Origin of the sequence: Butyrivibrio sp. WCD3002 (assembly GCF_000424265.1) — a bacterium.
Classification (GTDB): domain Bacteria; phylum Bacillota; class Clostridia; order Lachnospirales; family Lachnospiraceae; genus Butyrivibrio.
In genome coordinates, this window is record NZ_AUJO01000003.1 from 83,195 (window position 1) to 105,602 (window position 22,408).

The 22,408-nt window shown below is 42.0% G+C and carries 22 protein-coding genes; 1 reads left to right on the forward strand and 21 read right to left on the reverse strand.

Translation table 11 applies throughout. The features are described 5' to 3' along the window. Positions 1-22: 22 nt before the first annotated feature. The 8 genes from G608_RS0105730 to G608_RS0105760 all read right to left on the reverse strand — a co-directional run bounded on the left by G608_RS0105730 (position 23) and on the right by G608_RS0105760 (position 7,411). A complete protein-coding gene (locus G608_RS0105730; RefSeq protein WP_026495229.1) occupies positions 23-1,486 on the reverse strand; it encodes a type I restriction-modification system subunit M in 1,464 nt (487 codons plus the stop codon). Between the two features lie 77 nt (positions 1,487-1,563). Further along, a complete protein-coding gene (locus G608_RS0105735; protein WP_026495230.1) occupies positions 1,564-2,085 on the reverse strand; it encodes a hypothetical protein in 522 nt (173 codons plus the stop codon). 363 nt (positions 2,086-2,448) lie between these two features. Then, positions 2,449-2,622 (reverse strand): GNAT family N-acetyltransferase, encoded by a 174-nt coding sequence (locus G608_RS24540; RefSeq protein WP_155833232.1) that lies wholly within the window; start codon positions 2,620-2,622, stop codon positions 2,449-2,451. After that, the gene (locus G608_RS22275) at positions 2,594-2,788 is read right to left on the reverse strand and encodes a hypothetical protein (protein WP_051208899.1); all 195 of its coding nucleotides are present in this window, start codon (positions 2,786-2,788) and stop codon (positions 2,594-2,596) included. Before G608_RS22275 ends, G608_RS24540 begins: the two co-directional genes overlap by 29 nt. A gap of 38 nt (positions 2,789-2,826) precedes the next feature. Next, positions 2,827-3,381, reverse strand: a complete 555-nt coding sequence (locus tag G608_RS20080; protein ID WP_026495231.1) for a helix-turn-helix domain-containing protein — start codon at positions 3,379-3,381, stop codon at positions 2,827-2,829. 252 nt (positions 3,382-3,633) lie between these two features. Continuing rightward, positions 3,634-4,275 (reverse strand): DUF3267 domain-containing protein, encoded by a 642-nt coding sequence (locus tag G608_RS0105750; protein ID WP_026495232.1) that lies wholly within the window; start codon positions 4,273-4,275, stop codon positions 3,634-3,636. Positions 4,276-4,725: 450 nt separating this feature from the next. Next, on the reverse strand, positions 4,726-5,844 hold the full coding sequence (locus tag G608_RS0105755) for an IS110 family transposase (protein WP_026495233.1): 1,119 nt from the start codon (positions 5,842-5,844) through the stop codon (positions 4,726-4,728). A 142-nt stretch (positions 5,845-5,986) separates the two neighbouring features. Further along, the gene (locus G608_RS0105760; RefSeq protein ID WP_026495234.1) at positions 5,987-7,411 is read right to left on the reverse strand and encodes an RNA-guided endonuclease InsQ/TnpB family protein; all 1,425 of its coding nucleotides are present in this window, start codon (positions 7,409-7,411) and stop codon (positions 5,987-5,989) included. An 86-nt stretch (positions 7,412-7,497) separates the two neighbouring features. On the opposite strand from G608_RS0105760, the gene tnpA reads away from it, so the two are divergent. Next, the gene (tnpA, locus tag G608_RS20085) at positions 7,498-7,956 is read left to right on the forward strand and encodes an IS200/IS605 family transposase (protein ID WP_051208900.1); all 459 of its coding nucleotides are present in this window, start codon (positions 7,498-7,500) and stop codon (positions 7,954-7,956) included. Between the two features lie 197 nt (positions 7,957-8,153). Here tnpA and G608_RS23170 read toward each other — a convergent pair whose 3' ends face one another. The 13 genes from G608_RS23170 to argC form a co-directional block, all read right to left on the reverse strand. Continuing rightward, complete coding sequence (locus G608_RS23170; protein WP_026495235.1) at positions 8,154-8,417, reverse strand: hypothetical protein; 264 nt, start codon at positions 8,415-8,417, stop codon at positions 8,154-8,156. Between the two features lie 96 nt (positions 8,418-8,513). Further along, positions 8,514-9,374, reverse strand: a complete 861-nt coding sequence (locus G608_RS22280; protein WP_051208902.1) for a putative ABC transporter permease — start codon at positions 9,372-9,374, stop codon at positions 8,514-8,516. A gap of 120 nt (positions 9,375-9,494) precedes the next feature. Further along, positions 9,495-11,885, reverse strand: coding sequence for a ComEC/Rec2 family competence protein (locus tag G608_RS0105780; protein WP_026495236.1), 2,391 nt, complete (start codon positions 11,883-11,885; stop codon positions 9,495-9,497). A gap of 6 nt (positions 11,886-11,891) precedes the next feature. After that, positions 11,892-12,773: a GerMN domain-containing protein gene (locus G608_RS0105785; RefSeq protein WP_196810144.1), complete on the reverse strand. Its 882-nt coding sequence runs from the start codon at positions 12,771-12,773 to the stop codon at positions 11,892-11,894. 58 nt (positions 12,774-12,831) lie between these two features. Beyond that, entirely contained in the window at positions 12,832-14,304 is a 1,473-nt protein-coding gene (locus tag G608_RS0105790) for a sensor histidine kinase (protein WP_026495238.1), read from the reverse strand. Positions 14,305-14,326: 22 nt separating this feature from the next. Further along, positions 14,327-15,007, reverse strand: coding sequence for a response regulator transcription factor (locus G608_RS0105795; RefSeq protein WP_026495239.1), 681 nt, complete (start codon positions 15,005-15,007; stop codon positions 14,327-14,329). Between the two features lie 19 nt (positions 15,008-15,026). Beyond that, entirely contained in the window at positions 15,027-15,740 is a 714-nt protein-coding gene (locus G608_RS0105800) for a helix-hairpin-helix domain-containing protein (protein ID WP_051208904.1), read from the reverse strand. A 140-nt stretch (positions 15,741-15,880) separates the two neighbouring features. Beyond that, positions 15,881-17,374: a sugar ABC transporter substrate-binding protein gene (locus G608_RS20095; RefSeq protein ID WP_051208906.1), complete on the reverse strand. Its 1,494-nt coding sequence runs from the start codon at positions 17,372-17,374 to the stop codon at positions 15,881-15,883. A gap of 14 nt (positions 17,375-17,388) precedes the next feature. Next, entirely contained in the window at positions 17,389-18,579 is a 1,191-nt protein-coding gene (locus tag G608_RS0105810; protein WP_026495241.1) for an aspartate aminotransferase family protein, read from the reverse strand. After that, positions 18,576-19,454, reverse strand: a complete 879-nt coding sequence (gene argB / locus G608_RS0105815; RefSeq protein ID WP_035794888.1) for an acetylglutamate kinase — start codon at positions 19,452-19,454, stop codon at positions 18,576-18,578. The genes G608_RS0105810 and argB overlap by 4 nt, the downstream gene beginning before the upstream one ends. Positions 19,455-19,558: 104 nt before the next feature. Next, positions 19,559-20,782 carry a bifunctional ornithine acetyltransferase/N-acetylglutamate synthase gene (gene argJ / locus G608_RS0105820; protein ID WP_155833226.1) on the reverse strand — a complete coding sequence of 408 codons (1,224 nt, stop codon included), beginning with the start codon at positions 20,780-20,782 and terminating at the stop codon, positions 19,559-19,561. A gap of 65 nt (positions 20,783-20,847) precedes the next feature. Continuing rightward, complete coding sequence (locus G608_RS0105825) at positions 20,848-21,294, reverse strand: GNAT family N-acetyltransferase (protein WP_026495244.1); 447 nt, start codon at positions 21,292-21,294, stop codon at positions 20,848-20,850. A gap of 51 nt (positions 21,295-21,345) precedes the next feature. Continuing rightward, positions 21,346-22,401: an N-acetyl-gamma-glutamyl-phosphate reductase gene (gene argC, locus G608_RS0105830; RefSeq protein WP_026495245.1), complete on the reverse strand. Its 1,056-nt coding sequence runs from the start codon at positions 22,399-22,401 to the stop codon at positions 21,346-21,348. Positions 22,402-22,408 lie beyond the last annotated feature (7 nt).

A 22,408-nucleotide genomic window follows, 5' to 3' on the forward strand; every position in this document is an offset into this window, starting at 1 on the left:
TATCATCCCTACAAATCTCAATTTATTTTATATCCAATAACTTCTTAAGTTCAGCAAATTCAGTCTGAATTTCAGCTTCGATTGCTTCTATCTTGCCCATTATTACATCAGTTGGTTCATACTCGACTTTTTCATAAACCACTTCTTTATATTTGTTAATGGACAGATCATAATCGTTGTCTACGATATCTTTTACCGGTACAAAGAAACTCTGCTCGGTTCTCTTTCTGCCATTCTCAGCATCAAGGTTGTTGAATCTGCTTATGATGTCCGGAATATCATTTTCCGAAATCTCCTGGCGCTTATCATCGAGACTATAACCGTCTGCCTTCATGTCATAGAACCAAACTTTATCTGTTCCACCACTTCCTGTTTTTGTGAAAATCAGAATAGCAGTAGACACGCCGGCATAAGGCTTGAACACTCCACTGGGCATAGAAATAACTGCATCCAGCTTGTTGTTATCGATTATCTCTTTTCTGATCTGCTTATGTGCATTACTTGACCCAAAGAGCACTCCGTCGGGAACGATAACTGCTGCGCGGCCACCTTTTTTCAAAATTCTAAGGAATAATGCCAGGAATAGAAGCTCTGTCTTCTTGGTCTTAGTAACTTTCAGCAAATCAGCTGACACTGCTTCATAATCAAGGCTTCCCTTAAAAGGCGGATTGGCAAGTACAAGTGAATATGTCTCTACATCCGTATTCTGCTCGGATAAGCTGTCTCTATAGGAAATATTCGGGTTATCAACTCCGTGAAGAAGCATATTCATGGCACCGATACGAAGCATAGTTCTGTCCATATCATTTCCATAGAACATGTCGTTGTTGAAGTGCTTTCTCTTTTTCTCATCCAGGAACATATCTGCATGATTTTCACGAAGATATGTCTGAGCCTCAATAAGGAATCCGGCAGATCCCATAGCAGGGTCAATGATAATATCATCAGGCTGAGGCTTTACAAGATTTACCATCATCTTAATGATATGTCTCGGAGTTCTGAACTGTCCGTTAGTACCTGCAGTTGCAACTTTTGAAAGAAGGTACTCGTAAAGATCTCCCTTGGTATCATCATCACCAAGCTCTAATCCATCTATACCATCAACAATCTTAGTCAGCATAGATGCTGTGGGTATCTTGAAGATGGCATCGCCCATATATTTTGAATAAGCAGAATCGCCATCCTGATGAAGATTCTTGATAAAGGGGAATACTCCGTTCATGACAACGTCGTACATCTCTTCTGCAGAACCAAGATTCTTGAACTTACTCCATCTGTATTTTTGACAATCTCCCGGAAACATTGGCTCATAAGGAACGCCAAGGAAATTTGATTCCTGCTCCTTTGTAGTCTCAACGTCATCTAACTGTTTTATAAAGAGTAAATATGTAAACTGTTCTATGACATCAAGGGGATTGGTTATTCCACCTGTCCAGAAAGTCTCCCATATTTTGTCAATTTTGTTTTTTAATTCTCCGGTAATCATGCATTCCTCCGCATAAATATATTTATTTAAATTCTATTCTACATTTGGTGTAGTTTCAATAAAGGTGGCATTAAATATTAATCCCAGCACAAAAATCTATACTCCTTAATTTTTCCGCCGCACTCGGGACAAATGATTTTTTCCTGTCTTAGTTCTTTTATAAATTCATCAATAATTTCAGCCTTGCTTCCGCATTTAGAACAGTGATGGTCATATTTCTCGTATAAGACACATCTTTTAATTTCTATGATCGACTTAACCCTATCTTCCGGCAGACTCGTGAATTTGGGATCTCCTCGATTAATCCCATCCATTAATGTTTGTCTTTTTTGTTCAATTTCGTGGTCTGGTATCATGAGGTTCAAATCATACACCGGTTCAAGATTCCCACACTTAGTGCACCGAGAAACTACACGCTCGCAGGAGATTGATCCGTCCGGATGCTCCTCGAAGAATTTTCTTCCCTGCTCGCCGTAGTGGCCTTTCTTCATGTTTTCTATTTCATCTTTTATTAACTGGGGATAGATCATTCCTGATCCAAGTGATGCATTTAATGTATATCCGCATTTTTCACATTTACAAATATATCCTCTGCCCATATTTATCCCTCCATCTGATACTCACATGATACATCCCGATGTGTACCATAAGTGGGCTGTATCCACGAACATGCGTGCACAAAAAATAACCGCCCATTGTCCTGCCAGACTGAGCGGTTATTTCATAATCGACTTATAAAACAGGGCTAACCGTCTATCGGCAGCACCTTTTGTTACTAATACTTTTTCTACATAACTCTATATCGTCAAACTTAAATTCATCTACATCGTTTCCAGTCATAGTGCCTTTTTCACCATAACAACTTCTGCATTCCGGCATTCAATTTCAAAGCCATTTTTCAGAAAGAGCTTATATGAAGGATTATCAGCAGCGATGTCGTCGTGTAATATCGAAATGTCATTTTATTTTACTGCCTGACATAGAAGCTTTATGCCCTCGGATCCGTACCCTCGATTTCTGTATTTTGCTAGGATGATCACATCACAAATATATATATCTCTTGGCTCATCATAGTGGTAGGCAATCTCGCCGACATATTCTTTTTCTTCATTTTGCAGATAACGATAAAAATCTATCTTTTCCGGGCTTTCTTACCCATGCATCATACCAGGAATTCCACTTGTCTTTTGGAAATGTAATGGTTCCACCCCACTTGGCGTTATAAGACATGGTTTCTTCATCAGCCATAAAGCTTTCTCTAGAAGACATTTCTTCTAATTCAGGTTTTATGAGTTCTAGCATATTGTCTCATCTCCAATATCCATATATAACTTTGTCCACTACAAAACCTCACATTCAACAATGTTATAATCAAGAAATTCCGGGATGGCTTTTTTCAGAGCCTTTTTATGTAAATCTTTTCCCAATAATTTTCCGGAAAGCTCAATATCTGCGGGATATAGTAGCTTCTCCAATTTATATTTCCTGATCTCATTATATTCTTCACATATAGGAAGATTATTTCGTCTACTCAAATAATCCAGCATGGCCAGAAGATAAAAAGCTTCCGTTTTCATAGCAAGTTTCCAATAATAGTCGATTTTCCTACTTTCCAAAAGCTCAATCACATAGTTCAATTCACCCATCCTCTTGACCAAATGGCACTGTTCTCCTCTGAACAGCTCAAACGTGCGATTCTTATCGCAAAGAGTAATCAGTTCATCAATTGTAAGTCCAAGAGCATCGGCTATTTTTTTCACAACGCCGAGAGCGCAATTTAAGATATCCACTTTCCCATTAACTATATTAAATACTGTGGGATATGCTACAGTTGCGCTGTTTGCTACTTTATAGATCGATATTCTATTATCTTCAAGATACTGTTTAATATACATACGATCACCACCTTGTAATCATATTATATACTATTACGTATATATACTCAAACGTATATATTTTATGTTTTTCATCATCCCACCGCGAGGTTCAGCTCGGAAAACAGATCACCCATTGAGAATGTAAGGCTTTCCGCTTCGGAATCGTTGTGGGCTGTATCCACGAACATGCGTATTCAAAAATAACCGCCGGGTCCCAGTCTTAAATACTGAAACCAAGCGGTTATCCTTAATTTTCCCTATTCATGGCTATTAGACACGCTCAAATACAACGCTTCCTCCCTCTGTGGGATGGTCCATGTAAACTACATCCTTTGCAGATGGTGCGTATGAAGCGATATTTTTTATTACCATAATATCCCCACAGGCAGAGGCTGATCCGATTATTCCAAAGAGCATTACCCAGAAATAACCTCCGGCAATTCCGACGATTATTGGAATTATGCCAAGAATAACAAGGGGCATCACTGCACCGAAAATGTAATTTCCTTTTGTCAGTGGTGTAGAGCATGTGCAGTAAGGATTCATAGTGCTGGCAGCATATCCGAATTCGATATCCTTGAACTTCTTTTTAGAAGCAATGCCCCAGCTAAGACCGTGAAGGGCCTCATGGACCAGTATAGATATTAAGTATGCTCCCATAGTGATGAACATTTCGGATATGTGAAGCTTCGGAATCGGATTTAGTACAAAATACAGAACAAATGAAATCACCGTAAGCGGAATGAGCAAAAGTACCATGTTTTTATTTGCCTCATTCAAATCTATGGTCAGATCTTTACGCGTATAGTTCTGCTGCGTCATCTCATTGGAAAGTATCTCGAATTTTTCCAGTCTCTTCTTTTCAGCGTCGGTGAGAACTCTTTCCTTTTTCTCTTTATTATCTTTTCCCATACCAAAATCCTCCAAGTAATGAACTGATATGTAATGACCTCCTGTCAAGAGAAACTTACAGGGAGTCACCACAAGTTTTATTTAATTGTTCTGAAGGCACCTTGAAAGAGCCTCGGGTTATCAGTTCCCGGCATTGGCCACTCTGATATACGTGGATTGGTTACCGACAGGTCAATGGTCCGCCGTGAGCTCTATTGTCTACCCGCGTGGATCACAGATTGCTCTGTGCCGACATAGTTCATTCATAGATAGCTCGAACCTTGAAATTGGCCGAAGCCCTTTCAAGATGCCTTCAGTTCTTACTTTTTGTTATGGCCAGATGTAAATGGCGTAAGCCATCTTACATCTGCTTGATTGCCTATCATAACAGCGGGATGATGATGTCAAGGCTGCGAAGCACCACCACAGGTGGCTTGGCCTTGATATTAGCAGCACGATGTTATTCCACAATTAGGCTATGTTGTCAGTCATCATGCCCCACATAAAACATGCAAGTTCTCTTGCTATTGCTGTTTTAGCAACATTATGCTGCTTACTTTTTCCGAGAACCATTTTGTAGAATCGTCTCCTTAAGCGTTCATTAGCTTTGTCAGCATATGCTATAACCTTAGGATCATTTCCTGCTTGCTTAGCTTTCAGGGCTTTAGATTTATGCCCAGCCGTCCCCCTACCATAACATTGAGCTGCCTCTGTCAATAGGAGCCGCACATGCCTGTTCCCTGCTTTTGTAATACCAAGTCGATTTCTATCATCACCACTGGTTTTCTCACCTGGCACAAGCCCCAAGTAGGAGGAAAATTTTTCAGCAGAAGCGAATCGTTTAAAATCACCTACCTCAACCAAAATTGATAATGCCGAATGAGTTTGAACGCCAATGAAGCAACAGAGCCTTTTAACTGAGTCTCTGTATTCTTCTTTTGAAGCAAGTTCTTCTATACGTTTATCAAGACGTTCTATCTTATCGATTAAAAAATCATATGTCAGCAGATATTCATCGAGTATTTCTTTATACAAAGCCTCCGTGCCAAGTGCCTTAAGCCATTTTAGATGTGCTACTGTCCAATTAGTTTTTCCTTCATAGTGATATCCATGGCGAAGACAAAATGAGAGGATCTGCTGCTTGATTTTTTTTAGAGCAATTTTATGATCATCTCTCATTCGTAAAAACTCTTTTGTTTGTTCATCCTCCGCGGTAGGTATGTGTACTGGACTATAATTATGCTGAGCAAGACATTTGGCAATTAATTCTGCGTCTCGTTTATCGGTCTTTATTCGTTTACCACTTCTCTGTTCAAGCATAGTAGTAGGTGCAAGGATTACACAGTTAACATTATGATCAGATAATTGATGATATAAAGTATAGCCAAGGCAACCGGCTTCATAACCGCATATAAAGCTAGTATCATTTCCATAGATAGTACGAAGGTATTCCAAAAACTTCATGACTTCCTTGTAATCAGCTGATGTACGGCGAGTATGAGAACTCTTTTCCGTATCAATTGTGTAATCAGCAAGAGTAAAACTTTCCTTGTGTACATCCATTCCTACGTAAACTGTGGTATTATTCATTTGATGACCTCCTTTTGTATGCGGTAATCCCTGTTACCATTGTCTTAGCAACTTTAGTATACAGGTAAATCCACGTTGCTACAAAATAGAGGTCATTACATATTGTCTACCCTCACCGACTCTGCGTCGGAAAGGGTTTCTGTTATGCCACTGTGCGGCATGAACCTTCAGTCTGCCTATGGCATCCTGAAGAACATGGCGTGTCCACTATGCCCCTATCCCATTGTGTTACCTTTGGGAATACTTTTCTCAATATATTTGCAGCCCCGTTTATGTCTGCATTTGTGAATGTTCCGTCGTAGTGTCTGTAGAGTCCTCTTTTTATCCTTCTTCCTGAAAAAGTGTATTCTTTATTCTTCCCTTTTTCATACATGGGGATAGGATCCATGGCAAGAAAATCCGCTTTTGATGTATAGCTCTCCTCGGTTAGGGCAAATCTTATCCCATATTCAGCAAGCTTATAGCGGAGCATATCTGCAAATATCAGCATTGGTATCTGCACAAAATTCTGGTTACTGATATGTCCCATATCTGCTTCCTGTTTCTGGAATACGTTATGTCCCATTACCACAACATCGACACGGTTATCCCTTGCATAGTCCGCAAGCTGTCTGCTTATCTTGTGGAACTGGTCCTTTATCCTCCTGTTCCTCTTTTCAGTAAGGATACTCATTTTTCTGGTACGGTATCTCTTATTGCATCTCATGGCACATGATGAGAGCCTGCCCATTTCCTTGTTGTAGAACTGGTTGATGGATTTGATGCTTCCACCTTTTATGACAAAGGGTCTCTCGCCAAAGTTGTTTACTACAGCCGCTATGTTATCTGTCCCGGGATCTAGTGCCATCACGCGGATGCCTGAAATGTCCTCCATATCTACAAGGCTCCTCAGTATTTCCTTATCATCAGCAGGAGCCATGCCCCTTGTTTCCACATCCATGACGACATCTATCACAAAGTCCTTGCCATGGGGCTTAATGCGCACTTCCTTTAGCTTTCCGCAAGGGAAGTCTTCACCAAGTCTTAGCATATCGTTTGTTCCGGGGAATCTGATAAGAGATTCATCCTTTATCCTGCATATCTGATTTGTGAGTATGGCTGTCTTGTACTTTCCCTCACCTACATATTGGGGCATACGGGGACGTCCTGTAAAAGCAGATGGAGTCTTTGCATATGCCTTCACTGCCTCAAAAAATGACTTGTAATCCCTGAGCAGGAGCTTCAGTATCTGCTGGTTTGCCTGTGATGGAAGCCCGTAGTATGCCTTATCTTTTGTGGCCTTTAAAAGATAGTCAAGGGCATTGTAAGAAAGCCAGGAACCTTTTACCTGATATTTTGTACCATCAAGGATGTCCTTAACAAGACTGAATACCTGCATCTGATTGGGATACAGGGGTCTGTAGGATGCCATGGCTTCCACGGCTGAAGAATACTGACGGATTATGAAATTAGCCCTGTTGTACAGAATGGCGCAGGCTCTGCAGATATCGCTGCAGTAACCATATAGTCTGTTGTTTTTACTGATTCTGAACTGCCTTGTTCTGTACACGGTTGTAATTCCTTTCATCAAGCCTTATACTGTGTATTATAGCACATTTTCAGTAATTATACAAACATTTGTTTGTTGTGGATTTAGAGATTTCAGGAGCTTTTATGGACAATTACAAAAGGAACAGGCACTCAGTCTACCTGCTTACGTACCACATCATTTTTGTTACCAAGTACAGAAAAAAGGTCATCACGGATGAAATGGGTGATTTCATGAAAAAACACGCCGCATATCTCTGTGGAAGGATGGACTGTGACCTACTCTCAGTTGAAACAGACAGAGATCACATGCACCTTCTGATCTCAATGGCTCCAGATATGGCACCGGTAAAGCTGATCAACACGTTAAAGACCGGGCTTTCACGAGAGGTTCACTTAAGATACAAAGAGCATATCGAAAAGTACCTATGGGGTGATTCACCATTCTGGAGTGCCAGCTATTTCTGCGCTACTACCGGTTCCGTATCCATGGAAACCGTCAAAAAATACATAGAAGAACAGCGCACTGATGACCATCGAAGAAAATATGAGAAATCTGGAAAATATGTTAAAGCAAAGCGTTGAAGACGGGCGATTCATCCCCGACCGACATCGTCGGAAGGGGTTTTTTCGCTAATTATACATAATCCGACACGGGATAGTGTATATTTTGATATTTTGTAATAAGGCAAAAAAGACCTGCGCAGGAAATCAATCCCGTGCAGGTCTTTGATTTATTTTTATTCTATTTAGCAGTTTTTCTTATGAATCAAAAAGCAATATCAATCCTTGAAGAACTTCATATCTTCATTGAGCTGATCTGCGATTTCCTTGAGGCTGTTAGCAGATCCTGCAAGAGTTGTAACTGTTGCTGAAAGCTCCTGCATGGAAGCACCTGTCTCCTCGGAGGATGCTGCATTCTCCTGTGAAATAGCGGAAAGTGCGCTCATGGTATCTACAACGGCATTCTTAGAAGTTTCGCAGGTATCTGCTCCCTGGGAAATAAGCTGAACACCGCCAACGGTACTTCCGATATCTCCCAGCATACCATTTACTGCATCAAGGGTTTCACCAAGAGCAATCTGCTGATCGCTGTTACCCTGCTTAACATCCTCTGCTGCCAGAACTGCTGCCTCACTCTGCTATAGTTTTTTTATATTCTCTTTAAGCTTTGCAACCAGAGCAAGTCTGTCGGCATTCTGCTTGGTAGTTTTGTTTTTATCTGAGGTGAATTTCGATATACTTGTAAGTATTCTTTTCTGGTTAAAAGAAAGAGAACCTGCATGAAGAGCTGATATTTTTTCTCTTGTCGAGGCTATCCTTGCTTCCATGGTTTCCTTTTCCATGTTGAGCTTGTTCTCTATGGAGCTTACCTCCGAGCGAAGCTTCTCACTGACAACGCTGGGAACTGCGGCTAATCTCTCATAGTTCTGCTGGGCCTGGATATTGAATTCCTGATGCATGTTCTCAACATCCTTAAGGAGAGCAGAAAGGCTTGCTTCCGTTAGAGCGAAGTCCGCGCCAAATCCGGCCGCAAAGATGATTGCACATACTTCATAGACAGCAGCAGGCACCACTGCATGCATTCCGTTTACAAAGGGCATAAGGTATTTCACCACAAGGATTCCGGCAAGGCCAAAGGCTGTGCTTACAGGGACACAGATTCTTCCCTGAATATTCAGTGGAATGTTGCTGTAGTCCCACCACCTTGCGTGGAATCTTTTTTCTAAAACCCAGGATGTACCAAACTCCGCAATAGCGCTGCCTATATAACACATAATGAATATGGCCCAAATGGGGAAGTTTGGATCAGCAAATGCAGGAATCAGGCTAAATACCATGGATGCCACAACAACGCAGGAACCGTAAATAGGGCACACAGGTCCAAACAGGAATCCTCTGTCAGCCCACTTTTTCTCTTTTGTGGTGCAATAGATTGACTCCCAGACCCATCCAAGAAAACTGTAAAAGATAAATTCAACGAAGTATTGTGATATGATCATGGCTCCTCCAACTGTGTTTTAGACATTACTCATCTTCCATATATTAACTCTATTGTATCAGGTTTTTAATTTCCTTTTACATTAGTGTTGTTGTGAAAAAGAAATGAATACTCTTTGCCTTTATAGGCTCTTGGCTGGGGATGGAGTATCCAGAAAAGTATCCACACTCATCCTATCCCTATGCAGTTCAACTGTAATAGCACCACTTTCATCAGTCCTGAAAATCTGTGTTCCAACGTTTTCCAGCCTCTCCACAAGTTCCTTGTGAGGATGTCCGTATCGATTATCAACTCCGCAACTAATTAGAGAGATTCTTGGCTTTACCATATCTAAGAACTCCTCATCAGTCGTGTAGCCACTTCCATGATGCGCAACCTTAAGAAGTGTCAGATTCCTGAACTCATCAGGATTTTGACGAATGTACTCCTTAAGATTGTCCTGACCTGTGCTCTCCACATCTCCGGTAAAAAGCCCACTAAAATCTCCGCACTTGATGAGAAGAATTGTGGAATAGGCGTTAGGCTCATCTGTCACCATCTTAGAAACAGGGCCGATGCACTTAATACTCAGGCCGGTATATTTCCACGTTTCCCCGGCGGCATGACTTTCGATACTAAATACATTTAAGTGCTTTCCAATCGCGGCCGGATTTATCTCATCTCCCTGCTTCACATAAAAAGTGCGAATTCCCAGCCCTGCTGCCTTGGTCTCTAGGAGTTTGTAGTTATCTCCTTTTGATGCGTCATCAATATCAGGCAAAATAAGATTCCTTATCCTGATATTGCTCTTTCGCTCTTCCATCATCTCCATCATCTGAACTATGCCGCTCATATGATCCTCATCCTCATGGGTCAGAATAACCGCATCCAGTGCGCCAATCCCTTCATAGGATAAAAACGGAACAAGCTGATATTTTGCCACATTCTTCTTTGACGTACTTCCGCCGTCAATCATTATGTTCATTCCCTTAGATTCAATTACAATTCCATCTCCCTGTCCTACATCTACGGCAGTAATCTTCAGATCCGGATGGCATCTAAAGCACAGGATTGCAAGTCCCAATATCAAAGTGCAAAATTGTATTATTGATACCAAATATTCGTTATAACGTTTATCACTATCACCCTTTTTACTTATCAATCCAATACTCTTGCACGTCCTTCCACTCACTATCCCTCTAAGACATCCTGTTTGTCCCTTTATTTCAATAACTACCCTTCTAAGATATCCACCCTCTCCCAGCATCACGAACAATACCAGAAGCACCTGATATACCGCTATCTGCAACTCCTCGGAGTGTCCTATATACCAAGTCCCGGCAGGAAGCATATCCCCTGCATTGCAGCAGATGAGAAACCATTTAAGAATAAAGTGGTCGATCATTCCAAGTATCTGCCCTGCCGGTACAAAAACTGCTCCCACAAAAATGCTAAGCATTGCACCAAGCATCAATACTCCCATAAGGGGAAGAATAAGCAGATTTAGGAAAACAGAAAAAACCGGGAAGGTGTAATAGTATGACGTATACACAGGAAGTGTGACAATGGAGATTGCAAGACTTGCAGAAACAGGCTTTAAACACCCCTTTCTAATAAACTCAGGAAACGCAGGAAGTACATATCCGATACCCATTATTGCTCCAAAGGATAAAAGGAATCCGCTGTTTGTAATGTATAGCGGCTGCTCTGCCAGTAAAAAGAGCGCAGAAAGGGATAGGGCCGAGAGCATATCGTAGGTCCTTCCTATTACGTCTGCAAGAAGTCTTACCGCAAACATCATGATTGCTCTGTAAGCAGATGTACTCATTCCGCACATGACACCATACAAATACATTACTGTCACGGAAATCATCGCAGATGGCAGAGTCCACAAGCTTGTCTTTCTAAGAAGCTTGTAGAGGCTAAGTCCGATCAGTGAAATATGAAGCCCCGATACAGCAATGATATGTATTATTCCATTCCGTTTATAAATATCTTTTATTTCGTCATCAATTTCATTTTTATCACCAAGTACAATAGCCTTCATTATTCCGGCATCTTCAGGCTCCATACAGGAATCCATCACACTCTCGATATTCATCTTAAGGTCATACATGCTTTCCTTTATGAAATCCTTTCTGCCTCCGACGCCAAGTACCTTGGCATTTTTCATTCTGTATGCAATTTTCAAAGTTCTGTAGTAGCTTCGGCTGTCAAATTCTCCCGGATTTCTGGCACTGTCAAAACACCTGCATTCTCCGCTAACCCTGATGATCTGACCGATGTCAGGCTCAAAATCAGAGCTTAGATATACAAGCGCATGGTAGTCCTTATCAAGGAGCTTTATTTTCACAATAAGCTCCTTTTCTCCACTGTAGCTATTTAGTTTTATTTCTTTTCCGATCACTTCTCCGGTTTGCGTAATATTTGCCTGATCAGGCAGATCAGAATAAAAATCCTGCGGAAAAACATTTATGAGAATCAGAACAGCCGCCGCTACCAGAATGGTAAATAAGCAAAGCGGTCTCTTCATAAAATATTACTCAACTATATCTAAATTTCTTTCAAATACGGTACCAAGTGAAACCGTCTCCATAAAAATAACATCAGAGCTTCCACCTACGGAAATCTGAACCTTATTGGTATCTGTAATTGCACAGAGTGTATTAACCAATGAATAGATTGCAACATCAGGAGTTACGGCATGGGGCTGAATCAGGAAATTGTTATCAAAATCCACATAGCAAACACCGTCTCTGACAGATACTGAATTAATCTTTGTCTGAGAATTCAAAGTAGGAAAAGCCACATCTGTGTTAGGTCCCTTAAGAATCTGCTCAACAGCCAGTCTCTGCATGGGAATATTACTGTTATAAACAACGCTTCTATAGACAGGTACAAGCTTTTTTCCATCCTCTGTTGCAAAATAAAGTACAAGCTCAACCTTCTCATATGTATTGATCTCGTTACCTGCATTATAGACAAAGCTATCCGCTGACATATTTCCTATAATGTTGCCGTTTACATCGGTAAGAGGATTGCCTGCTATCATGAATGCAACGTTCTCCACATCAGGAATCTGAGTCAGAGTACGCACCATGGCTGCTCTGTCCAAAATCTCTATTGTGGAATCCGTCTCAACGTAGCTGCTGTCAAAATTAAGAGTAAGAAGACCTGTGTTATAGGAATATGAAAGGAGCTTAATAGGTCCGTAAATAGGAGCTTCATACTCAAGCTTTTCAGGCATTGTCTGCATCCTGTCAAGAAGCTCCTCAATTACTGCTGTTGTGTCATCCATATCAGCTTTAACTTCATAATTTTCAAAAAGGATTCCGGTCTCATCATTGTTAATATAATAGACCTGTACAACCTTTTCGGAATCAGGGGCAGCACTTTCAGAGCATCCTAAAAGGGTACTCACGATAAGCAAAAGGCAGAATATTAAGTTTATAAGCCTTTTCGTTACTGATCTCATCTTCTCATTCCTGTGACTGCATGTATTTAAGCGGAATTGTTACTGTAAATATTGTTCCCTCGTCCTCAATGCTCTGCACGTCAATAGTTCCTCTGTGCATAAGTATTGCGCTGTGGGTTATGGAAAGTCCAAGTCCTGTTCCACCAATCTCTCTGGACCTTGACTTATCGACTCTGTAAAATCTCTGATAAATCTTATCAAGACTATCTTCCGGTATTCCTATTCCGGAATCACTGACCTCACAGGTAAAGGATTTGTGGTCAGCATCAAGTTTAACCTTGACCCAACCATCTTCCTTATTATACTTAACTGCATTTTCAACAAGGTTCATAAGAGCAAGTGAAAGCTTAACCTCATCAATCTCGGCACTTATCTCTCTTGTGGTCTCAAGTGTAAGCTCTATATTTCTCTTTCTGGCAATAGGCCTCATTCTCTTCATGATAACTTCCATCATCTGAACAACATCAACTGTAGTGATGTTGAGAGAGGTTGCCTTTTTATCCATTTTAACAAGCTCGAGAAGGTCGTTTATGATCTGATTCTCTCTGTCTACCTCTGCAGCTATATCCTCCATGAAGTCTCTGTAAACCTCATTTGGAACATCATCCTGCATGATAAGTGAATCTGCCAACACCTTCATTGAGGTTATCGGTGTCTTAAGCTCGTGGGATACGTTTGATACAAATTCCTGTCTTGATGCGTCAAGCGCATTCATCCTCTGCAGCAGCTGATTGAAGGCATTAATAATATGCTCTGTCTCGTAGTACTGTGAGCCCTCTATAGGTTCATTTGTAAAACCGGCCTTAACATCATTGATGGCAGAGGTGATTCTGTCGAAGGGACGAAGGAGCTTTCCTGATCCCCACCATGCTGACACAAGGATAAGAATAACCGCAATTAGCTCTATGGAAACAGCTCTTCTTGTGAGGATATTCATGGTGTTTCTGATATACTCTGTTGATACACTTATCAGCAAAACACCTCTTACAACATCCTGGGATTTCTCCCCTGCAGCCACGTCGCCGCTTTCAAAGGTAAGGGTCTCAGTAATAGGCGCCGTCATTTCAATATAGCCATTATTCCTGTCATAAACGGTGCTGGCACCTGCAGTGCCGTTCTTTAGACACTTTACAACCTCTTCCGAGATAATGATCTTGCCATCGCTGATTCCATAAGTATCCTTACGAATCTGAAGATTGTTATCTATGACCATAACACGTCCATCGTAGAGATTGGCAATAAGGTCAAGCTCTGCGTTGATTACGTCCGAAGTCGTATCGGAAAAATAATTGTAGTTAATAAGGTGATTTGCCAGGATCATAAGCTGCGTGGAAACCTCAGACTCTCTGACGCTCACAGCTCTGTTTTCATAGCTTTCGATTATTGCAAAATGAATCACGAGGCATGAAACAAGCCCCGTGAAAAAGACCATTAAAAATACTCTGAACCTAAGACTTTTAAAAGGATTAAATATCATACGTCGTCACAGCTTATCCTGATTATGCCTGAAAAAAGTATCCGGAACCCCACTTGGTACGAACATATCTGGGTTCACTGGGGCTCTTCTCAAGCTTCTCTCTAAGTCTTCTTACATGAACATCAACTGTTCTCTCATCGCCGGGGAAATCCTCTCCCCAAATAGCGTGTAAAAGCTCACTTCTGTTGTAAACCTTGCCCGGAGTTGATACAAGGAATTCGAGGACATCAAATTCTCTGCTGGTAAGATTGATTTCCTTATCACCAACATATACTCTTCTGTATTCCTCATTTATTACGAGCTCGCCAAATGTAAGAACGCTGGCCTGTGTGTCAGTCTTGGTTGTTCTTCTCATGATGGCTTTGATTCTGGCCTTAACCTCAAGAATGTTGAAGGGTTTTGTAATATAATCATCTGCGCCGTACTCAAGGCCGAGAATCTTATCCATATCATCGCCCTTGGCTGTTATCATTACGATCGGAACTGAAGAAAACTCACGAATCTGCTGACATACCTCAAATCCATCCATCTTAGGAAGCATTACATCAAGAAGTACCATATCATAAGCATTATTCTTAGCAAGCTCAAGTGCCTCTTCACCGTCATAAGCACTGTCAACCTTCATTCCGTCCTGCTCAAGGCTGTACTTGATTCCCTTTACAATTGTTCTCTCATCATCAACGACAAGAACCCTTTTAGCCATCTTTTCTTCACTCCATAAACTAGACTGTAATATAATCTTTTATTTTAGCAAAAAACTTATCTTTGATACCTGATACCTTCATGATATCTTCGATAGTTCCAAACTTTCCTTTTTCCTCTCGGTAAGCCAGGATATTTTTAGCTCTTCCCGGTCCGATACCCGGGATCGTGCAAAGCTCGGTCTCTGATGCGGTATTTATGTTCACCTTACCACCTTCAGAATTTGTAGCTGCATCAGCTGATTCGCTTTTGCCGCTTATACCTGCTGTATCAGCGCTATCTCCCGCTTCTGCTGACCCATTCTGACTAAGAGAACTGCTCTCTTCGATTGTCGGAATCCTTAGCTTAACGCCGTCTTCAAGGATCTGAGCCTGATTGACATAAGAGCTGTCGGCATCACCTGTAAACCCGCCTGCTGCCATAACGGCATCAACTACTCTGCTGCCTGCCGGAAGCTCATAGACTCCCTGACATAGTACAGCACCGCAGACATGCACCATAATGCTCTGCATCTCTTCAGGCTTTTCTTCCTCCACACTTTCAGGAGCGGACGAAAGGTCTGCCTTCTCAGTCTCCTGTTTCTCTCCCTGGGTTACTACTTTTTCATTTGAATCCTCGCTGACCTGATTCGGCTGCGCTAATATGATTTCCGTGCTTTTCTTACTGCATCCGCTGATTAAAAGAAGAGCGGATAAAATAATCAGTGTACTGATTTTCTTAATATAATTTTGCATGTTTCCTCCATAAATCCGGAGGTCCCCACCACGCTAATTATCATAATAGCCGAAACAAAATGCTCTTGCAAGATATATGTAATATTTTTGTAACAATTACAAATAAATGTCCGTTTTTACAGAAGTTTTTGTTAATTATGTCATTCCTCTTCCTGGCCGTCAGTTATAATAACTGTCGCATCCGGAAGCACTTCCTCATGAACCTCTTCTCCGGTTATCTGCAGCTTAACATTTTCGGAAAGTTCACGAAGTGTTTCGTTAACATCTGAACCATCCCAGATATTTGCAAATGCGATCTCAAGAAGCACCCAGAAATTACTTGTCTCCATGAGCTTTGGCATGGGAACCGAATTGCCGTAAACAGATACATAGGAAGCCAAAGATCCGTTACTGTAATTAACACGGGAATTGGCTGCCAGCTTACCGCTCATGGTATACATATCCTCTGTATCCTCACTGCAGAGGAACTTGGCAAAGGTATTAGCCTCTGAAATATGCTCCGAGAAGCTATTTATTACAAGACAGTCTGTTACGGACATGGTTCTTGTAGCATACTGCTCGTTCAAAGCGGGCATGGGTGTAACGCCATATTCAAATGAGCATTTACCCTCTTCCTTTGCTGCCTCGATTTTTGCAACCGCATCAGATGTTGCCACGGTAAATACAGTCTTGCCGTCTATGAAATCCTGCAAAACCTTATCATAGGAAACTGCGTCCTCATCAATAGCAAAGAACTGATTAAGCTGCTGATAGAAGCTCATACAGTTGATAGTGTTTTCATTGTAAACATCGATCTGGCTGGCATCATCACCTGCTGTGCCGCCAAGATTCAGATAATTACCCACAAAGAAAAAGTTGTAGAAAATATCTGTAACATCCCACTGGAAGACGGATTCTACCGTATCAGGTGCAGTGTATTCATTAGCGAAAGCAAGAATATCCTCGATTGTCTTAGGAAGAATATTCTCAAGCTCAGCCTGTACCTGAGCTTCGTCAAGCTCTATGACTTCGTTCTCTGCTGCCTCAGCATCGCCCTCTTCGATATCGCCTTCTGCCGCATCGATCTCTGCCTGGGCTGCCTCACCCTCTGCTGCATCAACAGCTGCCTGAAGTCTGCTCTTTACTTCATTTTCAAGATAAGTCTTATTATACAAAAGGGAGCTGGTCTCAAAGTAGTAGGGATAAGCTATGTAGTTCCCCTTATAGCTGACTGCATTAAGAGCAGCATCGCTGTAGCCGTTCTGCTCATCTGTCAAAAACTCAGGATTTTCAACCTCTGATGCAAGGCCGGCAAGATAAGCCTTCTCCAGAGAATCGTGAGTCATTATGAAAACATCCGGATAGTTTTCTTCCTCAATGGATGCTTTTCCAATTGCTTCAAGATACTCAAGTCCTGATACACATTCCAGCTCTACTCTTGATTTTCTGCTGGAATTATTGAACTCTACAGCTCTGCTCGTAAGATAATCCGTCAATGCCTCATCTGTGTACCAAAGCCTTATGGTGATCTTGTTATTCGCTCCGAAAATCGGTCTCTCCTCAGTTAGCTTCTGACCTGATTTCGCATAATAAAAAGCCGCCAGCAGCAGCGCTAAAATTAGAACTGCTCCAAGCAGCCTGTATCTTATCTTCATATCTACCTCTGTTTTTATAGACAGGGCTCAAGAATCTCCATCATGTCATCAACATCCTTGGTAGTAATGACAAGCGGCGGTATGAATCTAATGATATTGGTTCCTGCATTTATTAGAATAAGCCCGTTTTCAAGAGCTTTGGTGATAATCTCACCCACAGGATGATCAAATTCCAGTCCCTGCAATAGTCCGCTTCCGCGTCTGTCTATGATATCTGAGTGACGTCCCTTTAATTCATCGAGACGCTTTTCGAGGTATACCGAAACCTCTCTCACGTTATCTATTATATTGTTCACCTCGAATAAATCAAGGACTTTGTCTATTGCAGCGCAGGCCAGAGGATTGCCACCGTAAGTGGTTCCATGATCTCCGGAGGCCAGTGAATTCTGCCCAACCTTCTCTGTCATGAGAAAGGCTCCGACAGGTACGCCGCAGCCCAACGCCTTGGCGGTAGTCATGATATCGGGCTTAACTCCGAATTTCTGCCATGCATACATATATCCGGTTCTTCCCATGCCGCACTGTATCTCATCAAGAATCAGAAGGATATCCTTCTCATCGCAGATAGCCCTTACTTCCTTAAGGAAGTCCTCTGTGCCCGGATGAATTCCGCCCTCGCCCTGGACGGTTTCCATAATGATAGCACAGGTCTTGTCCGTAATACCTGCCTTCACACTGTCTATATTGTTGTAGTCCGCAAATTTGATGTTACCGATCATAGGCTCGAAGGCCTCACGGTAATGCGGATTTCCTGTAACAGAAAGCGCACCGAAGGTACGTCCGTGGAATGAATGATTCATAGCTATTATTTCATGATCAGTATTTCCATCTCTTAAGAAGGCATATTTCCTGGCCGCCTTAAGTGCTCCCTCAACTGCTTCAGCTCCGCTGTTTGTGAAAAATACGCGGTCCATTCCGGACACCTTCTTGAGCTTTCTTGCTGCCTCAATTGCAGGAATATTGTAGTAATAATTTGAAGTATGTATAACCTTGTCTATCTGATTTTTAAGGGCATCGTTGTATTCTTTGTTGCCATAGCCCAGCGCGAATACACCTATTCCCGATACAAAATCCAGATAGCTTTTTCCGTCTATATCATACAGATGCACTCCTTCGCCCTTATCAAGTACTATCTGATAACGATTATATGTATGAAGAAGATCCTGCTCTGCGTTTTCAATGTACTGCTTCATTTTTTCACTCATGCTATGGTCTCCTCTCCGTCAGGCATAAACATTGTTCCGACACCCTTGTTAGTAAATATCTCAAGAAGTAAGCAATGGGGTATTCTTCCATCAAGGATATGTACTGTATGAACTCCCTGCTTTACTGCATCAGTGCAGTTTGCAAGCTTAGGAAGCATTCCTCCGCCGATGTTGCCGCTTGAAATAAGAGCATCTGCTTCAGAGGTTGTAAGTCTTGATATGAAGGTTGAAGGATCATTGATATCCTTATAAACACCCTCGATATCAGTGAGGAATGCAAGCTTGTCAGCATGAACGGCCTTTGCGATAGCGCATGCCGCATCATCTGCATTTATATTGAAGGTTTCAAAATCCTCATTCATTCCGACAGGTGCCACGATAGGCAGGTAGTCGTTATCCAAAAGGTCAAAGAGAATCTTGGGATCAACCTCTGTGATCTCGCCCACATATCCGATATCCTTGCCATCAATGAGCTTTTTCTTTGCCTTTAAAAGTCCGGTATCTTTACCGCTTATTCCAATAGCCTTTACGCCTATCTCCTGGACCATTCTTACGAGGCACTTATTAACTCTGTTAAGGACCATCTCTGCGATTTCCATGGTCTCATCATCAGTTACGCGAAGTCCGTTTATGAACTGAGCCTCTTTGCCGACCTTGCCTACCCACTTGCTTATGGCCTTGCCGCCGCCGTGAACGATGATGGGCTTAAAACCTACCAGCTTAAGAAGTGTCACGTCCTTGATGACGTTCTTCTGGAACTCTTCATTTTCCATTGCACTTCCGCCGTACTTTACAACGATGATCTTCCTGTTGAATTTCTGAATATAAGGAAGGGCCTCAATCAGCACCTCCGCTTTTTTCATTACTTCCTGCATATCCTTGTCCACTTTTTATCCTCCTCGCTCTGCTCTTTTCATTTCAGCAAGCTTAGCTAAGTCAAAACACCTTGCTCAGTTCTATGTTCAAACAAATTGCAATATCAGCTTCTGTAATCAGCGTTAATCTTTACATAATCATAGGTAAGATCGCAGCCCCATGCGGTTGCTTCTTCGCTTCCCATGTTCATGTCTACCTGTGCGATAACCTCTTTCTCCGAAAGAATTCCGGTTGCATATTCTTCGTCAAAATCAAGAGGCTTTCCGTCCTTGAACAGAAGAACGCTTCCCTTGCTGCTCTCAATGCTGAGCTCTATTTTTTCCGGATCAAAGGTGACACCTGAATAGCCAAGTGCACATAAGATTCTTCCAAAGTTCGCATCATGACCATAGATCATGGCCTTAGTAAGTGATGAGCAGATAACTGATTTAGCCAGGGTTCTTGCATTTTCCTTGGTATCCGCATTCTTTACATGTGCAGTGAAAAGTGCGGTGGCACCTTCGCCGTCACCTGCAAGCATCCTTGCCATCTCATAGCAGATTTTGTAAAGAGCCTGTTCGAAACTGTCGTAGGCTGCGCCTTTTTCGATTATCTCCTCATTACCTGCTTCGCCGTTGGCAAGTACCATAAGTGAATCGTTGGTGGACATATCTCCGTCCACAGAGATCATATTGAAGGTATCAACTACAACTTTTTTCAGGGCTTCCTTTAAAAGCTCATGTGATATTGCGACATCGGTAGTTATAAAGGAAAGCATGGTGCACATATTGGGATGGATCATTCCGGAACCCTTGGCAAGAGCGCCTATGGTACAGGTCTTTCCGCCAACCTCAAACTCTACAGCCATCTGCTTATTATGTGTATCTGTAGTCATTATGGCCTTTGCAGCGCCGGTTCCTGCTTCTAATGAATCAGAGAGTTTTGGAACCATCTGCTCGATGCCCTTTTCAAGCTTTTCAATATTCATCTGCATTCCGATGACACCGGTTGATGCCACAAGCACGGAGTCCTTAGGGATATCCAAAAGATCAGCTGCACAGTTTGCTGTATCCTCACAGATCTTTTTCCCCTCTTCTCCGGTGCAGGCATTTGCTATTCCGGAATTAGCCACGATGGCGTGAACCGGATGAATATCGTCACATATCTTTTTATCCCAGACAACAGGTGCTGCCTTAACAACATTACTTGTGAAAACGCCTGCTGCCGTACAGGGTGATTCGCTGTAAATAAGCAGCATATCCTCACGGCCGCTGTACTTTATATTCGCTTCTGTGCTTGCTGCCTTAAAACCCTTAGCTGCTGTAACTCCGCCTTCTATAACTTTCATGATTGCCTCCATTACCAATGATATTTCAGAAATCTGCACTGGCTGCGGATTTCGTGAAAATATGATTACTTATGTATGAATTCCGTTAAATTGTTTTCATTAAGTGTGAAATCATAGTAGTTCATGTCATCTCTTAGTGTCCAGCCCATTCTCTGCCAGAAAGCATTTCCTACCTTATTGATTACAAAGGCGTTTAGCGCCACCTTGCAGATGTCCTCTTCCTTGAGCTTTTCGATGCAAAACTCCACCATCTTTTTCCCTATATGATGACGTCTGTAATCCTCTCTTACGCACACATGATAGAAGCAGGCTCTTCTGCCGTCATGGCCGCAGAGGATTGCTCCGACTATCTGTCCCTCCTCCACATCAACAACACAGGTATCGGGATTTCTCTTAAGGAATTTACTTATTCCCTTGAAGGAATCATCTATTGTGCGGATTCCAAAACCTTCTATTGAATTCCAAAGCTCGAAGACCTGCTCGTAGTCTTCGATTGTCATTGTACGAACCATTTCATAACACTCCTCTAAAACAGAAAACCTCTTATGAAGCAGAGCTCTTCATTACGGAAAAGCAGGTACCATATCCAGGCCCATCTTTTCATCAAGACCAAACAGTATGTTCATATTCTGAACTGCCTGTCCTGCCGCTCCCTTCACCAGATTGTCGATAGCGCCCATCATTATGATTCTGCCTGTGCGCTCATCGATCTTAAAGCCGATATCAACGTAGTTACTGGTCTCTACCCATCTTGTCTCGGGATATACTCCCTTGGGAAGCACTCTTATAAAGAATTCATCCTTATAATATTTCTCGTAAGCGCTTCTGATTTCCTCTTCTGTAGGAAGGCTTCCATCTGCCTTCTTTATAAGAGATGCATATTCAGTTGCAAGGATTCCTCTGTTCATGGGCGCAAGGTGAGGTGTGAAGTTTATGACTATCTCTTCACCTGCAGCATAGCCAAGCTGTTCCTCAATCTCAGGAGTATGTCTGTGATTTGCTACGCCGTAGGGCTTTGCACTTTCATTTACTTCGCAGTAGAGGTTAGCTGTTTTTGCACCTCTTCCAGCTCCCGAAACTCCGCTTAAGGCATCAACGATCAAAGTATTGGGATCGATAAGCTTTTCCTTAACCAGCGGATATGCTGTAAGAATGGAACAGGTGGTATAGCAGCCGGGATTGGCAACGATCCTTGCATTCTTAATGGATTCTCTGTTAATCTCACACAATCCGTAAACAGCTTCCTTTATATAAGGAACACCTTTGTGCTCGATGCCGTACCATTTTTCATATACGGCAACATCCTTAAGTCTGAAATCTGCGGACAGGTCAATGATCTTTACCTTTTTAAGTATCTCTTCATTAACAAGTCCTGCGCAAAGACCCTGGGGAGTAGCCGTAAAAATTACATCTACCTTGTCAGCAAGCTCCTCCATGTTGTCATCCAGGCATGTGCTGTCTACTATTTCAAAAAAGTTTCCATATATAGAACTGAATCTTTCATCTATATAGCTTCTTGATCCATACCATACAACCTCAGCCATTGGGTGGTTATACAGAATTCTTGCAATCTCTGCTCCGGCATATCCGGTAGCTCCGATAATTCCTACTTTAATCATAATAGTT

Coding starts and splice junctions, on each gene's coding strand:
- G608_RS0105795 (WP_026495239.1), bottom strand. CDS start 15,007: ATGGCTAAAAGGGTTCTTGTCGTTGATGATGAGAGAACAATTGTAAAG.
- G608_RS0105730 (WP_026495229.1), bottom strand. CDS start 1,486: ATGATTACCGGAGAATTAAAAAACAAAATTGACAAAATATGGGAGACT.
- argC (WP_026495245.1), bottom strand. CDS start 22,401: ATGATTAAAGTAGGAATTATCGGAGCTACCGGATATGCCGGAGCAGAG.
- G608_RS22275 (WP_051208899.1), bottom strand. CDS start 2,788: ATGCTAGAACTCATAAAACCTGAATTAGAAGAAATGTCTTCTAGAGAA.
- G608_RS23170 (WP_026495235.1), bottom strand. CDS start 8,417: ATGCTGGGAGATATCGGAAGTACCGTTGGCGGTGTTCAGCTTATTTCC.
- G608_RS22280 (WP_051208902.1), bottom strand. CDS start 9,374: ATGATCATATCACAATACTTCGTTGAATTTATCTTTTACAGTTTTCTT.
- G608_RS0105810 (WP_026495241.1), bottom strand. CDS start 18,579: ATGAGTGAAAAAATGAAGCAGTACATTGAAAACGCAGAGCAGGATCTT.
- G608_RS0105760 (WP_026495234.1), bottom strand. CDS start 7,411: ATGAAAGGAATTACAACCGTGTACAGAACAAGGCAGTTCAGAATCAGT.
- G608_RS0105750 (WP_026495232.1), bottom strand. CDS start 4,275: ATGGGAAAAGATAATAAAGAGAAAAAGGAAAGAGTTCTCACCGACGCT.
- G608_RS0105780 (WP_026495236.1), bottom strand. CDS start 11,885: ATGAAGAGACCGCTTTGCTTATTTACCATTCTGGTAGCGGCGGCTGTT.
- G608_RS0105800 (WP_051208904.1), bottom strand. CDS start 15,740: ATGCAAAATTATATTAAGAAAATCAGTACACTGATTATTTTATCCGCT.
- argJ (WP_155833226.1), bottom strand. CDS start 20,782: ATGAAAGTTATAGAAGGCGGAGTTACAGCAGCTAAGGGTTTTAAGGCA.
- G608_RS20080 (WP_026495231.1), bottom strand. CDS start 3,381: ATGTATATTAAACAGTATCTTGAAGATAATAGAATATCGATCTATAAA.
- tnpA (WP_051208900.1), top strand. CDS start 7,498: ATGGACAATTACAAAAGGAACAGGCACTCAGTCTACCTGCTTACGTAC.
- argB (WP_035794888.1), bottom strand. CDS start 19,454: ATGCAGGAAGTAATGAAAAAAGCGGAGGTGCTGATTGAGGCCCTTCCT.
- G608_RS0105735 (WP_026495230.1), bottom strand. CDS start 2,085: ATGGGCAGAGGATATATTTGTAAATGTGAAAAATGCGGATATACATTA.
- G608_RS0105755 (WP_026495233.1), bottom strand. CDS start 5,844: ATGAATAATACCACAGTTTACGTAGGAATGGATGTACACAAGGAAAGT.
- G608_RS20095 (WP_051208906.1), bottom strand. CDS start 17,374: ATGAAGATAAGATACAGGCTGCTTGGAGCAGTTCTAATTTTAGCGCTG.
- G608_RS0105825 (WP_026495244.1), bottom strand. CDS start 21,294: ATGGTTCGTACAATGACAATCGAAGACTACGAGCAGGTCTTCGAGCTT.
- G608_RS0105790 (WP_026495238.1), bottom strand. CDS start 14,304: ATGATATTTAATCCTTTTAAAAGTCTTAGGTTCAGAGTATTTTTAATG.